This window comes from Streptomyces sp. NPDC002520, from assembly GCF_053595235.1.
In genome coordinates, this window is the sequence record NZ_JBSFXG010000028.1 from 28,362 (window position 1) to 43,046 (window position 14,685).

General features: G+C 69.9%; 10 protein-coding genes. 1 reads left to right on the forward strand and 9 read right to left on the reverse strand.

Annotated elements, in window-relative coordinates; translation table 11 throughout:
* Nucleotides 1-4: 4 nt before the first annotated feature.
* Nucleotides 5-1,261, forward strand: a complete 1,257-nt coding sequence (gene frc / locus ACWD5D_RS31230) for a formyl-CoA transferase (protein WP_451376127.1) — start codon at nt 5-7, stop codon at nt 1,259-1,261.
* 114 nt (nt 1,262-1,375) lie between these two features.
* On the opposite strand, the gene pntB is transcribed toward frc, so the two are convergent.
* The 9 genes from pntB to ACWD5D_RS31275 form a co-directional block, all read right to left on the reverse strand.
* Complete coding sequence (pntB, locus tag ACWD5D_RS31235) at nt 1,376-2,839, reverse strand: Re/Si-specific NAD(P)(+) transhydrogenase subunit beta (protein WP_451376128.1); 1,464 nt, start codon at nt 2,837-2,839, stop codon at nt 1,376-1,378.
* A gap of 6 nt (nt 2,840-2,845) precedes the next feature.
* Nucleotides 2,846-4,408 (reverse strand): Re/Si-specific NAD(P)(+) transhydrogenase subunit alpha, encoded by a 1,563-nt coding sequence (locus ACWD5D_RS31240; RefSeq protein ID WP_451376129.1) that lies wholly within the window; start codon nt 4,406-4,408, stop codon nt 2,846-2,848.
* A gap of 336 nt (nt 4,409-4,744) precedes the next feature.
* Nucleotides 4,745-4,981, reverse strand: coding sequence for a formate dehydrogenase subunit delta (locus tag ACWD5D_RS31245; RefSeq protein WP_451376130.1), 237 nt, complete (start codon nt 4,979-4,981; stop codon nt 4,745-4,747).
* A gap of 1 nt (nt 4,982) precedes the next feature.
* Nucleotides 4,983-7,799, reverse strand: a complete 2,817-nt coding sequence (gene fdhF, locus ACWD5D_RS31250) for a formate dehydrogenase subunit alpha (RefSeq protein WP_451376131.1) — start codon at nt 7,797-7,799, stop codon at nt 4,983-4,985.
* Nucleotides 7,796-9,364 carry a formate dehydrogenase beta subunit gene (locus ACWD5D_RS31255; protein WP_451376132.1) on the reverse strand — a complete coding sequence of 523 codons (1,569 nt, stop codon included), beginning with the start codon at nt 9,362-9,364 and terminating at the stop codon, nt 7,796-7,798. The genes fdhF and ACWD5D_RS31255 overlap by 4 nt, the downstream gene beginning before the upstream one ends.
* Nucleotides 9,361-9,843, reverse strand: coding sequence for a formate dehydrogenase subunit gamma (locus tag ACWD5D_RS31260; protein WP_451376133.1), 483 nt, complete (start codon nt 9,841-9,843; stop codon nt 9,361-9,363). The genes ACWD5D_RS31255 and ACWD5D_RS31260 overlap by 4 nt, the downstream gene beginning before the upstream one ends.
* A gap of 203 nt (nt 9,844-10,046) precedes the next feature.
* Nucleotides 10,047-10,820 (reverse strand): acyl-CoA dehydrogenase family protein, encoded by a 774-nt coding sequence (locus tag ACWD5D_RS31265; protein ID WP_451376134.1) that lies wholly within the window; start codon nt 10,818-10,820, stop codon nt 10,047-10,049.
* Between the two features lie 236 nt (nt 10,821-11,056).
* Nucleotides 11,057-11,734 carry a GntR family transcriptional regulator gene (locus tag ACWD5D_RS31270; protein ID WP_451376135.1) on the reverse strand — a complete coding sequence of 226 codons (678 nt, stop codon included), beginning with the start codon at nt 11,732-11,734 and terminating at the stop codon, nt 11,057-11,059.
* Nucleotides 11,735-12,265: 531 nt separating this feature from the next.
* Nucleotides 12,266-14,518, reverse strand: coding sequence for a carbohydrate-binding protein (locus ACWD5D_RS31275; protein WP_451376136.1), 2,253 nt, complete (start codon nt 14,516-14,518; stop codon nt 12,266-12,268).
* Nucleotides 14,519-14,685: the final 167 nt, after the last annotated feature.

Consider the following 14,685-nt stretch of genomic DNA (forward strand, 5'->3'; position numbering starts at 1 on the left):
GAACATGACTGCGCTGCCCCTTTCCGGGACGAAGGTCATCGACTTCACCGGCGTGCAGGCCGGACCGGCATGTACGCAATTGCTCGCCTGGCTCGGAGCCGACGTGCTCAAGGTCGAGCGAACCGCCGGCGGCGACGTGACGCGCCAGCAGCTGCGCGACATCCCCGACGCCGACGCGCTGTACTTCACCATGCTGAACAGCAACAAGCGTTCCCTGGCCATCAACACCAAGACCCCCGAGGGTCGCGAGGTCATGGAGAAGCTGATCCGCGGGGCCGACATCCTGGTCGAGAACTTCGCACCGGGTGCCATGGACCGCATGGGCCTGGACTGGGAGACGCTCCAGGAGTGGAACCCGCGCCTGATCTTCGGCTCCGTCAAGGGCTTCAACGAGGACTCGCCGTGGAACGACCTGAAGGTCTACGAGAACGTGGCCCAGTGCGCCGGCGGTGCCGCCTCGACGACCGGCTTCTGGGACGGACCGCCCACCGTCAGCGGCGCCGCCCTCGGCGACAGCAACACCGGTATGCACCTGCTCATCGGACTCCTCACGGCGCTGATCGACCGTGACCGGACCGGCAAGGGCCAGAAGGTGTCGGTGTCCATGCAGGACGCCGTCCTCAACCTGTCCCGGGTCAAGCTCCGTGACCAGCAGCGCCTGGACCGGGTGGGCTACCTGGAGGAGTACCCGCAGTACCCCAACGGCACGTTCGGGGAGGCCGTTCCGCGTGGCGGCAACGCCGGCGGCGGTGGTCAGCCCGGCTGGGTGCTGAAGTGCAAGGGCTGGGAGACCGACCCCAACGCGTACATCTACTTCACCGTCCAGGAGCAGAACTGGAAGCGGACCGCCGAGGCCATCGGCCGTCCCGAGTGGGCGGACGACCCGGAGTACAGCACCACCAAGGCCCGGCAGCCCCACATCTTCGAGATCTTCGAGGAGATCGAGAAGTGGCTGGCCGACAAGACGAAGTACGAGGCGGTGGACATCCTGCGCAAGTGGGAGGTGCCCTGCGCGCCCGTGATGAGTATGAAGGAGCTCGCCGAGGACGAGGCGCTGCGCCGCAGCGGGACCGTCGTGGAGGTCGAGCAGAAGGGCCGCGGGACGTACCTGACGGTCGGCAGCCCGATCAAGTTCTCCGGGTTCAAGCCCGACATCAAGGGCGCCCCGCTGCTCGGCGAGCACACCGACGAGGTCCTGAGCGAGCTGGGCTACGACGCGAGTGCCATCGCCGCGATGCGTGACAAGCAGGTCGTCATCTGATCCCTCGCACGGCGGAGCCGGCCCGGACACCTCGTCCGGGCCGGCTCTTTGCCGTGCCCTTCCTCGCGGTCACCTGCCGGTGACCGCGGCCGTTCCCTTGAGTCGACAGAACCCTCAGCCCGCCACCGTCACCTGACGTGTGGTCGAAGGCGCCTCGCGTCGGCCGTCGGTGCCCAGCGCGCGCAGGATCTCCTCCACGCTCTGCTTGGCGTCACCGAAGAGCATGCTGCTGTTCTCACGGAAGAACAGCGGGTTCTGCACGCCCGCGTAGCCGGAGGCCATGGAGCGCTTGAAGACGATGACGTGTTCCGCCTCCCAGACCCGCAGCACGGGCATGCCGGCGATGGGGCTGGCCGGGTCCTCTTCCGCGGCCGGGTTGACGGTGTCGTTGGCGCCGATGACGAGCACGACCGAGGTGTCGGCGAAGTCGTCGTTGATCTCGTCCATCTCCAGGACGATGTCGTACGGGACCTTGGCCTCGGCCAGCAGCACGTTCATGTGCCCGGGCAGGCGCCCGGCGACGGGGTGGACGCCGAAGCGGACCTCGACGCCCCGCTCGCGCAGCCGCCGTGTCAGTTCCGCGACCGGGTGCTGGGCCTGCGCGACGGCCATGCCGTAGCCGGGGGTGATGATCACCGAGCGGGCCCCGGCGAGCATCTCGGCCGCCTCCGCGGCGCGCACCTCGCGGTGCTCGCCGTGCTCCTCCTCGCCGCCGGCCGGCGCCTCGATGCCGAAACCGCCCGCGATGACGGAGATGAAGGAGCGGTTCATCGCCTTGCACATGATGTAGGACAGGTAGGCACCCGAGGAACCGACCAGCGCGCCCGTGACGATGAGCAGGTTGTTGTCGAGCAGGAAGCCGGCCGCGGCCGCCGCCCAGCCCGAGTAGCTGTTCAGCATGGAGACGACGACGGGCATGTCACCGCCGCCGATGGAGGCGACCAGGTGCCAGCCCAGGGCCAGTGCCAGTACGGTCACCGTGATCATCAGCGGCAGGCTGGGGCTGATGGTGAACCAGACCGTCAGCGCGACGAAGGCGCCGAGCGCGCCGAGGTTCAGCGCGTTCTTGCCCGGCAGCATCAGCGGGCGTGACTGGATGCGCGCCGACAGCTTCAGGAACGCGACGATCGAGCCGGTGAAGGTGACCGCGCCGATGAAGATGCCGATGAACACCTCGGCGTGGTGGATGCCCAGCAGATCGGCGCCGATCGCGGTCTGCGCCGAGCCGTGCGACTCCACTTCCAGGTAGCTGTTCCAGCCCACCAGCACCGCGGCGAGGCCGACGAAGCTGTGCAGTACCGCGATCAGTTCGGGCATCTGCGTCATCTCGACCTGGCGTGCCCGCCACAGGCCGATCGCCGCGCCGAGCACCATGGCCAACACGATCAGGGTCACCGCGCCCGCGGTGATGCTCTGTGCCGCCACCACGATCGTGGCGACCAGCGCGAGGGCCATGCCCGCGATGCCGTAGACGACGCCGGCGCGGGAGGTGCGGTGCTGGGACAGGCCGGCCAGGCTCAGGATGAACAACAGGGCGGCGACGAGGTCGGCCGCGTGAGAGGCCGTCAGGGAGGTCATCTCGGCTCAGCCTTTCGAGAACATGGACAGCATGCGGCGGGTGACGGCGAAACCTCCGAAGATGTTGACGCTCGTCAGCAGGATCGCCACGAAGGACAGGGTGGTGACGAGTGTGCTCTCGTGCCCGATCTGGAGCAGGGCGCCGATCACGACGATCCCGGAGATCGCGTTGGTCACCGACATCAGCGGTGTGTGCAGCGCGTGGTGCACCTTGCCGATGACGTAGTAGCCGATGACCACCGCCAGCGCGAACACCGTGAAGTTCTCGGCGAGTTGGGCGGGAGCGAAGGCCACCAGCAGGAACATCGCGAGCATGCCGAGTCCGATCAGGCCGAAGCGCCTGACGGGCGTCAGCTTCGGCTGCTCGGCCTCGGTTTCGGGCTTGGCGGGTGCTTCGGCGGGCTGTGCGGCGGGCGCGGCCGAGACCGGGACGGGCGGCGGCGGCCAGGTGACGTCGCCGCTGCGTACGACGGTCACGGCCCGCTGCACGACGTCGTCGAAGTCGATCGTCAACTGCCCGTCCTTGCCGGGCGTGAGCAGCTTGATCAGGTTCACCAGGTTCGTGCCGAACAGCTGCGAGGCCTGTGCGGGCAGCCGGGAGGCGAGATCGGTGTAGCCGATGATGGTCACGCCGTTGCCGGTCACCACCGCCCGGCCCGCGACCGTGCCCTCGACGTTGCCGCCCTGGGCGGCGGCCATGTCGACGACGACACTGCCCGGCTTCATGGCGGCCACGTCCTCGGCCGTCAGCAGGCGCGGCGCCGGCCGGCCCGGGATCAGCGCGGTGGTGATCACGATGTCGACGTCCTCGGCCTGGCGATGGTAGAGCTCCGCGGCGGCGCGGTCGTAGTCGGCGGAGGTCGCCTTGGCGTAGCCGTCGGTGCTCGCCTCCTGGGCGACGTCCACCGGAAGGTACTCGCCGCCCAGCGACTTCACCTGGTCCGCGACCTCGGGCCGCGGGTCGGTGGCGCGCACGATCGCCCCGAGGCTGGAGGCGGCGCCGATCGCCGCCAGACCGGCCACCCCCACGCCGGCCACGAGGACCTTCGCCGGCGGCACCTTGCCCGCCGCGGTGACCTGGCCGGTGAAGAACCGTCCGAAGACGTGCGCGGCCTCGATGACCGCGCGGTAGCCGGCGATGTTCGCCATGGACGACAGCACGTCCATCGACTGCGCACGCGAGATGCGCGGCACCGCGTCCAGCGCGAGGGCGGTCACGCCGGCGTCGGACAGCGTCTCGAGCAGCTCGGGCTTCTGGGCCGGGGCCAGCAGGGCGAGCACGGTCGCGCCCGGGCGCAGCCGGGCGATCTCCGCGTCGGAGGGGGCGTTCACCTTCAGAACGACATCCGCGTCCCACGCCTCGCCGACCTCCGCGCCGGCATCGACGTAGGCCTGGTCGGCGAAGCCGGAGGTGTCACCGGCCCCGCGCTCGATCACGACCTCGTAGCCGAGCCCCAGCAACTGGCGCACTGTCGAGGGGGTCGCCGCGACGCGGGTCTCCCCGGGGACGGACTCGGCGACCACGCCGAGGCGCTGGGGAGGGTGATGTGCGGATTCTTGAGCAGACATGTCCTGTATCTCTCGTCCGAGTGAGCGTTCGAGGGCGATTCTGCGATCGCTGCAACCTACCCGCAGGGCGGATGCGGGCCAACGTGACCAGACCGCGATGTACTCCGTCCCGCGGTGCCGGCCGCGAACGATCATCCGTGCTTCTTCGCGGGCGGCGGTTCCCGCCCGTCGACGGGCCGTCGCGAAGACCCCCGGTCGGACGAGGATAATGAGGATCGAATACTGTATGCAATGCTCGCTACTGAAATCGACCCACTCAGGCCCCCACACGCACCACGCCGCCTCACCCCCTCGGAAAAGGGAGATGAGGCGGCGTCATGCGCGCGGGCCGTCGGTTCAGCCGGCCGGGGCCTCCTGCGGCTGCCGCAGCAGCCGGGCGGCGGCGACCACCACGGGATCCAGGCCCTCCGATCCCGCGTCCACCAGCTCGAACAACCGACTGCGCATCCGCGGGTCCCAGAACCGGCCGATGTGGCCCGCGATCGCCCCGGCGGCCCGGTCGCCGGGGACGTGCCGGAAGTTCGCGGCGATCTGGTTCGCCATCCGCTGCTCGGACGGCACGGCGGCAGCCATCTCAGTCCACCCCCGCGAGCAGGTCGTTCTCCGAGCCCTCGGAGGCGTGCCGCCCGAGCGGGTGCGCGAGGCCGACCTGAACGGCGGTCACCTTGTACTCCGGGCAGTTCGTCGCCCAGTCCGAGTTCTCGGTGGTGACCACGTTGGCGCCCGTCACCGGGTGATGGAACGTCGTGTAGACGACGCCCGGCGGCATCCGGTCGGACACCCGCGCCCGCAGCGTCGTACTGCCGACCCTGCTCGCCAGCGTCACCATGTCCCCGTCGGTGATCCCGCGGTTCTCGGCGTCCAGCGGATGCAGTTCGAGCACGTCCTCCGGATGCCAGGCCACGTTGCCGGTACGGCGCGTCTGCGCCCCGACGTTGTACTGGCTGAGGATCCGGCCCGTGGTCAGCACCAGCGGGAAGCGCGAGGTGGTGCGTTCGTCCGTCGGCACGTACGCGGTAACCACGAACCGGCCCTTGCCGCGGACGAACGCGTCGACATGCATCGTCGGCGTACCCTCGGGCGCCTCGTCGTTGCACGGCCACTGGACGCTGCCGAGCCTGTCCAGCACGTCGAAGGAGATCCCCTGGAACGTCGGCGTCACCTGGGCGATCTCGTCCATGATCTGACTCGGGTGGTCGTACGCCATGGGGTAGCCCATCGCGGTGGCGATCTCGCAGACGATCTGCCACTCGTGCTTGCCCGTCTTCGGCTTCATCACCGCCCGCACCCGGTTGACCCGCCGCTCGGCGTTGGTGAAGGTGCCGTCCTTCTCCAGGAACGAGGCGCCGGGCAGGAAGACATGCGCGAACTTCGCCGTCTCGTTGAGGAACAGGTCCTGCACCACGACCAGGTCCATGGCCGCCAGCGCCGCACTGACGTGCCGCAGATTCGGATCCGACTGGGCGATGTCCTCGCCGTGGACGAACAGGCCCCGGAACGAGCCGTCGATCGCCGCGTCGAACATGTTCGGGATGCGCAGCCCCGGCTCGGGCAGCAGCGAACGCCCCCACAGCTCCTCGAACACCGTGCGCACCGCGTCGTCGGAGACGTGGCGGTAGCCGGTGAACTCGTGCGGGAAGGAACCCATGTCGCAGGAGCCCTGCACGTTGTTCTGACCGCGCAGCGGGTTGACACCGACGCCGTCACGGCCGATGTTGCCGCACGCCATCGCCAGGTTCGCCATCCCCATCACCATCGTGGAGCCCTGGCTGTGCTCGGTCACCCCGAGGCCGTAGTAGATCGCCCCGTTGGGCGCCCGCGCGTACAGCCGTGCGGCGGCCCGCAGTTCGTCCGCCGGCACACCGGTGACCGGCTCGGTGGCCTCCGGGCTGTTCTCCGGGAGGGCGACGAACTCGGCCCACTCGTCGAAGCCTTCGCACCGCGCCCCGACGAAGGACTCGTCGACCAGGCCCTCGGTGACCACCACGTGCGCCATGGCGTTGACGACGGCGACGTTCGTGCTCGGCTTGAGCTGCAGGTGGTGTGCGGCCTCGATGTGCGGCGAGCGCACCAGGTCGATGCGGCGAGGGTCGACCACGACGAGCTGTGCGCCCTCACGCAGCCGGCGCTTCATCCGTGACGCGAACACCGGGTGGCCGTCGGTGGGGTTGGCGCCGATCACCATGATCACGTCGGCCTTCGCCACCGACCGGAAGTCCTGCGTGCCCGCCGACTCGCCGAAGGTCTGCTTCAGCCCGTACCCGGTGGGGGAGTGACAGACACGCGCGCAGGTGTCGACGTTGTTGTTGCCGAAGGCCGCGCGCACCATCTTCTGGACGACGTACACCTCTTCGTTGGTGCACCGCGAGGAGCTGATGGCGCCGATCGAACTCGGCCCGTACGTCTCCTGGATGGCGCGCATCCGCGTGGCGACCGTCCGGATCGCCTCGTCCCACTCGACCTCGCGCCACGGGTCCGTGATCTTCTCGCGGACCATGGGCCTGAGCTTGCGGTCGGGGTGGGTCGCGTAGCCGAAGGCGAAGCGGCCCTTCACGCACGAGTGGCCCTCGTTCGCCCCGCCGTCCTTGTACGGCACCATCCGGACCAGTTCGTCACCGCGCAGTTCGGCCTTGAAGGAGCAGCCGACACCGCAGTAGGCGCAGGTCGTGATCACCGAGCGGGACGGCATGCCGAGTTCGACGACCGACCGTTCCTGAAGGGTCGCCGTCGGGCAGGCCTGCACGCAGGCGCCGCACGAGACGCACTCGGAGTCCATGAACGACTCGCCGGCGCCCGGGGAGACCTTGGAGTCGAAGCCGCGGCCCTCGATGGTCAGCGCGAAGGTGCCCTGTACCTCGCCGCAGGCGCGGACGCAGCGCGAGCAGACGATGCACTTGGACGCGTCGAAGTCGAAGTAGGGATTGCTCAGGTCCGGTGCCGCGTCGAGGTGGTTCTCGCCCTCGTACCCGTACCGCACCTGACGCAGCCCCACGGCACCCGCCATGTCCTGCAGTTCGCAGTCGCCGTTGGCCGAGCACGTGAGGCAGTCCAGCGGGTGGTCGGAGATGTACAGCTCCATGACCCCCTGGCGCAGCTTCTCCACCTTGGGCGTCTGGGTGCGTACGACCATCCCCTGCGCGCACGGTGTCGTGCAGGACGCCGGTGTGCCGCGGCGGCCGTCGATCTCCACCACGCACAGCCGGCAGGAGCCGAACGGCTCCACGCTGTCGGTGGCACAGAGCTTGGGAATGTCGATGCCGGCGAGCGCCGCCGCGCGCAGTACCGAGGTGCCCTCCGGCACCGTGACGGGCAGTCCGTCGACCTCGACCGAGACGGTCGCCTCGCCGGGCCGTTCCGGGGTTCCGAAGTCCGGTTCCTTGAGCAGAGTCATGCCGTGCCGTCCCTCCTCGCGAGGAAGTCGTCGGAGAAGTGAGTGACGGCGCTGCGCACCGGCATCGGGGTCAACCCGCCCATGGCGCACAGCGATCCGTCGGTCATCAGCTCACAGAGGTCCTCCAGCAGGGCGAGGTTCTCCTCGCGCTGCTCGCCCGCCACGATCCGGTCGATCACCTCGACCCCGCGGACCGAACCGATGCGGCAGGGCGTGCACTTGCCGCACGACTCGGCGGCGCAGAACTCCATCGCGAAGCGCGCCTGCGCGGCCATGTCCACGCTGTCGTCGAAGACGACGACGCCGCCGTGGCCGAGCATCGCGCCGGCCGCCTCGAACGCCTCGTAGTCCATGGGCAGATCGAACGACGACACCGGCAGATAGGCGCCGAGCGGCCCGCCCACCTGCACCGTGCGCACCGGGCGCCCGCTGAGCGTGCCGCCGCCGTAGTCCTCGACCAGTTCGCGCAGGGTGACGCCGAACGCCGACTCCACGATGCCGCCGCGGGCGATGTTGCCACCGAGCTGGAAGACCTGAGTGCCGCGCGAGCGCCCCACGCCGAGTTCCTGGTACGCCTTCGCGCCGTGCGCGAGGATCACCGGCACCGTGGCGAGGGTGAGGACGTTGTTGACGACGGTCGGCCTGCCGAACAGCCCCTCGATCGCGGGGATCGGCGGCTTCGCGCGGACGACACCGCGCTTGCCCTCCAGGCTCTCCAGCATGGAGGTCTCCTCGCCGCAGATGTACGCGCCGGCACCGACACGCACATGCAGGTCGAAGGTGAGGTCCGAGCCGAGGACGCGCTCGCCGAGCCAGTGCCGCTCCCGCGCGATCCCGATGGCCGCGCGCATCGTCGCCACCGCGTCCGGATATTCCGAACGGATGTAGACGTAGCCTTCGCGCGCGCCGACCGCGTGGGCGGCGATCGTCATGCCCTCGATGAGCATGAACGGGTCGCCCTCCATGACCATGCGGTCCGCGAAGGTGCCGCTGTCGCCCTCGTCGGCGTTGCAGCAGACGAACTTCAGCTCGTCGGCGCAGTCGAGCACCGTCTTCCACTTGACGCCGGCCGGGAATCCCGCCCCTCCCCGGCCGCGCAGGCCGGACTCGGTCACCGAGGCGACCACCTCTCCCCGCGGGAGTCGCAGCGCCCTGCGCAGTCCGGCGAGGCCGCCGTGCCGTTCGTAGTCGTCGGGGGAGAGCGGGTCGACGACGCCGACCCGGGCGAAGGTGACGCGGTTCTGCCGGGCCAGCCACGGCAGTTCGTCCACGACACCGAGCCGCAGCGGATGGCCGGCCCCGTCCAGGAGGCCCGCGTCCATGAGATCCGCGACGTCCTCGGGCGCGACGGGGCCGTAGCCGATCCGCCCCTCGGGCGTGACCACCTCGACCAGCGGCTCCAGCCAGAGCATGCCGCGGGATCCGTTGCGCACCAGCTCGACGGACCGGCCCCGCTCGGCGGCCGTCTGCCGTATCGCCTCCGCGGCCTTGTCCGCGCCGACGGAACGGGCCGCCGAGTCACGCGGGACGTACACCCGCACCGGGGAGTTCGAAGCCTGGGTCACGATGAGACCGCCTCGTCGAGGATCGAGCGCAGGCGATCCGCGCTCATGCGTCCCAGCACCTCGCCGTTCACCTCGACGGACGGCCCCAACGCGCAGTTGCCGAGACAGAAGACCTGCTCCACGGTGACCGAACCGTCGGCGCGGGTCTCCCCGAGCGAGACGCCCGCACGGTCACGGGCACAGGCCACCAGAGCGCCCGCACCGAGCGCCTGACAGGCCTCCGCACGGCAGATGCGCACCGTCGTACGGCCCGCGGGCTCGCGGCGGAAGTCGTGGTAGAAGGAGATCACCCCGTGCACGTCCGCCCGTGAGAGGTTGAGCTCCCGGGCGAGCAGAGCGGCGGACTCCTGCGGAACGTGGCCCAGTTCGGCCTGGATGGCGTGCAGGATCGGCAGCAGCGGGCCGCGTTGCCCGCGGTGGGCGGCCACGATCGCGCTGATGGCGGCCCGCGTCGTCAGGTCACCGACGCTCGTCGTCATGCTTCCTCCCCCTGATCGTCGCGCATGTGTGAATCCCTTGGCTTGGTCGGATGGATCCACGGGGTGGTGATCGACGAGCCCGGCCCTGCCCCTGACCGTCCTGCTCGTACGGCATGAGCGCCCCTGTGGTTGTCTCTCGCAACTCATCGAATACTGTATGCAGTAGGCAGCGCTCCCGTCCACCGTCGGGAACGCGCGGACGGTCAGGCGACCATTTCGGTGCCGACCGGCGTGGCCGCCGCCGATCCCGCGAGCGGAAGCGCGGACAGCCACGCCAGGACGGTGCTCAGTGCGTCGGCGGCGCTCGGCGCACTGTCGCGCCAGGCACCCTCCCGTCCGAGCCTCGCGCTCGCCGGGACCAGCACAGGGTCGGCGCACACGGTGGACGTTCCGCTGCCGCGCGGGCCCGCGCCGTTGGGCCGGGCCGGAACGAACAGGCCCGGGGCGTCGGCCGGGACCAGCCACAAGGCAGGCCTGTCGCTGCCGTCGGCCGGCCGGGACGACCAGATGTAGCTGTCGGCCTCGCCCGCCCCGACGACATCACGCTTCCGGGCTCGGAGCGCCACCACGTCGCCGGTACGCGTCGCCGTCGAACCCGCCGACGACGCCGTGCCGTTCGATCCGCCGCGGTCGCCGACTTCGGCGAGGGCGAGGGTGCTGAGATGATGGCCGACGGCGACCCTCCGGCGGACCCACGGCGTGCCGTGCGCCTCGATGAGGGCGACGGCGGCGTAGTGGGACCGGAGGACGGACGCGGTGGCCGGGCAGGCGCGCGCCACCTCGGTCACCACCTCGGCGGCCTCGTCGAGTCCGCGGCCGCCTCCGCCGAGGTGGGCGGAGGCGGTGAGTCCGAGCAGTCCCGTCTCTCCGAGGGCGGCCAGGGCGGCCCGCGGGAACCTCTCGCGCGCGCTGGTCTTCTCGGCGGACGGCTCGATGGTGCTGCTCAGGACGTAGGAGAGGGCGGAGCGGTACGACATGGAGAGGCTCCCTGGAGTCCGGGCGAGCGGGGAGTCTGCTGAGCATCCCCAGGGGATCGCATACTGTATGCGATCTGTATTTCGACTATGCACCGGGTTGCCTGGGTCACACAAGAGCTGAGGGGTGTGGAGTGCATGCAGTATTCACTGCCGTCGTCGTCGACGGCGGCGTCGGCGTCGGCGTCGCGGCTGCGCCATCTCCACGCCGCCCCCGGGCGGCGCCCTGCCGTCTACTGCTAGGAATCCGCGCGTTCGTGGTAGCTGGTGCGCGTGTGCTCCGTGTGTTCCCGCATGAGTTGCTGTGCCAACTGCTCGTCCCCGGCCTCGATGGCCGCGATCATCGCCCGGTGCTCCTGCCAGGACAGCGCGCCCCGGGTGCGGGCGACGGGCGTGTGGAACCACCGCACGCGGCGGTCGACTTGGGCGGACAGTTCCGCGAGCACGGAGTTCGCCGCCAGTCGCATCACATACGCGTGAAAGTTCGCGTTGGCGGCGACCACGGCATCGACGTCGTCGGCCTTCAGTGCCTGCTCGCCGACGTCGCACAGCTCGCGCAGCCGGGCCGTGGCCTCCGGGGTGGCGTTGGCCGCCGCGAGCCGAGCGGCCTCGGCCTCCAGCAGTCCGCGTACGACGAGCAGTTGGTCGGCTTCCGCCTCCGTGGGGTCGTGCACGAACGCTCCCTGCGCCGGACGCAGGTCCACCCAGCCCTCGGTGTTGAGCCGCTGCAGGGCCTCGCGGACCGGCTGCCGGGAGACGCCGAGCTGGCCGGCGAGTTCGGTCTCGACCAGATGCTGCCCGGGCTTGAGCGACCGGGTGACGATGAGCTCCAGGAGGGCTTCGTAGACCCGCTCGCGCAGCGGGCCGGGACGCTCCAGCTTGGGCACGGTGCCGGTCGGCAGCGATGTGGACGCCATGGCCCCACCCCTCGGTAGCAGCTGAACCCAGCCTGACATTGGTTTTCGTCTACAGTCTACGCACTTGCCGCGGCGGTGTGCGTGACTTCGGCTCCCGAGGAGATCAAGCCGCCGTCCCGCCCCTTGTCAGTGACTGAAGGCATACTGTAGACAGAATGCTGTCGACCATTCCGGGTGCCATGCCGGCGTGCCCTGCTGATCGACACGGGCCGGATCACCGAGTGGTGCCGCTGGGAGGGCGGTGTGCCTCGAGCGCCACTCCTGTCTCCGGCCGAGGGTCGCCCGGCCGTCGATTCCGGCCTGCGCGGCACTCCGTGAGCGTGTACGCGCAAGCACCGCCTACTCGGCGCACGGTGGCCACCGTGCGCCGAGGGCGATGCGGCGCGTGACACGGACGTGGGACCGGCCGGCGGGTGCGCCCCCTGGGCCGGCCGGTCCCCGGCGTCCCATACGTACAGGCCGACAGGAATCCGCTCAAGCGGTAAGCCGGTCAAGCCGGTCAAGCCGTCAAGCGGTCATGAGGTCAAGCGGTCATGAGGTCAGGCGAAGGTAGTCGAGATTGAAGCCACCGGTCTCGCAGTAGACGGTGACCGTCTGTTCCCCGGCCTGGAGAGAGACAGGTACGTGCACCGACTGGTAGGTGCCCCAGCCGCCCGTGGCGGGCACCGAGGCCGTTGCCAGGGTGGAGCCGCTTCCGTCGCGCAGGGACACCGCGTTCACGGCGGTGGCCGAAGTGCCGTTGGAGGCGCGGAGTTCGAGGTCGTAGGTGCCGGCCCGGGGCACGTCGACGCGGTAGCTGAGCCAGTTGCCGGGGGCCGTCCAGCCCACGTTCTTGCCTCCGCTGGCCGCGGCGTTGCTCTCGATGAAGTTGCCGCCGTCCGCATTCCAGCCGTGCTGATCGGTGTAGGCCTCGGCCTCGATCTTCTCGCCCACCGGGACGGCGTGCGGCCGTACGGTCAGATGGACGGAGACCTGGTCGTGTGCCGCGCCGTCGGTGACACGGAAGGTCAGATCCTGCTCTCCGGCGGTCGACGGGTGGATGGTGACCAGTCCGGTCGACGGGTCGATACGGACACCGTCGGGAAGGTCGGGAGCGTAGTAGGCCAGCCGGTCGCCGTCGGCGTCGGTGGCGCTCAAGGGCACGCGCACGGTGCCGTACTGGTCGGCGACGACGTCCGGCGCCTGTGCGAAGACCGGGGCTTGGTTGTTACGGCCGGTGGGAACGTGGCCGCTCCACCGGTAGGTGGCGAAGGAGCCCGCCGGTACCGTCACCACGAACGACTGGTCGCCGACGACGACGCGGACCGCCTTGTCGGTGCCGGTGCTGTTGCCCAGGACGGCGACGAACCTGTTGTCGCCCGAGCGGTAGACCACGTTGCTGACGCCGTTCTCCGCAGCGCTGGACTCGAGGCGCACATCACCGGGGGAGAGGTACTTGGCGAACTGCCCGATCGTGTAGAGCTCGTCGCGGACGGTGAAGTCCTTCGTGACCGTGTTCACCTTGACCAGCCGGTCCGGCCACTTGGTGGTGGCGGCGACCTTGTCCCAGTCGACGTTGTTGTCGCGCGCCGGCGTCCAGTGCAGCGTCCCGCCGTCCTGGTCCGTGGCCTGGGCCCACAGGATGTAGGAGCCCGCGTCCAGGCGGAAGTCGTCGAGGATCGTCGAGGGCGACAGATCGCTCGTCTCCGTGAGCTGGACCGGCTTCCCGGTCTGCTCGTACGCGTCGCGCATCACCCGCGGGTCACCCCAGTAGGGGTGGAAGGCGATGGCGTCGGCGGCCTTTCGGACCTGCTCGCCGCTGACCGAACCATCGGGTGCGTCCTCGAAGATGCGGTAGTAGTTCTTGGTCGCCGTGCTGTGGGGATCGCGCCAGTCCCAGAAGTTGAAGTCGTGGACGTACAGCTGGGTGTTCAGGTGCGCGGCGCGCAGTTCACGCTTGATCGCCAGGGCCAGCTTCTGCTGCTGCGGGACGCTGATGTCCATGGCCGGGTAGACCACGTCCATGCCCGGCTCGTTCAGCAGGGTGAGGGCGTCGACGCGAATCCCGTGGCGGGCGTACGTCTGGACGAACTTGGCGTAGTAGCGCGCGAAGACGTCTATGCAGTCGTCGCGCAACTTGCCGACCTGGTAGTAGTCCGTGGTGCTCCCTGGCTTGAGCGCGACCTCACCGGTGAACTGGTTGTTCGTCTTCATCCACGCCGGTGCGCTCCAGGCGGACGCGAAGAAGGTGGCCTGGGGGTTGTAGCGCTGGATGAGCTTGATCGTGTCGATGATGTGGAGGTCGATGTCCCGCTGGACCGAGAAGTGCTTCAGGCCGAAGTCCTCGGTGACACCGGGCGGGAGGTCGTCCTCCGACCAGAACGGGAGATGCTCGATCAGGTCGGGGCTGCCGATCGTCAGGCGGAACCGGTCCAGGCCCGCACCGTGCACGGGATCGACCAGCAGCCGGACGGCCCGCTCGCGCTCGGCAGGGGTGAGCTTCCACAGATTGGACACGCTTGTCTCGTCCAGGGAGAAGCCGATGCCCGCGTACTTCTGCCGGGCCGCGCTGGGATCGGCGACGACGGTGGCATCGACGGCGCGGCCGGCGTCACTGCCCGCCCAGGCATTCGAGAGCGGCTGCCATGCCTCAGCCGCGCCGGTGGAGTAGGTGCCGGACACGACCGGGCCGTGCCCCGCGGCTTCGTCGTCGGCTCTGTCGGCGTGCGCGGCTGGGCCCGTGCCGAGCATCGCGGTCAGCGTGGTGACCGCGACGGCGGCGAACGCGGTGAGCGAGCGTCTCACAGCTTCTCCTGACGTCTTGGGGATGGGGGAGCCGGTGCCTCGCCGGGCCGGTCAGACCTGACCGGTCCTGGCGGCATCGGCACAGCGGAGCACCTGGCCGGCGAGGGGGCGCCGGGAGCGCTGGGCGCGTCGGGTCTCCTCCGCGTGAGCGGCGGAGTCCGTTGCTG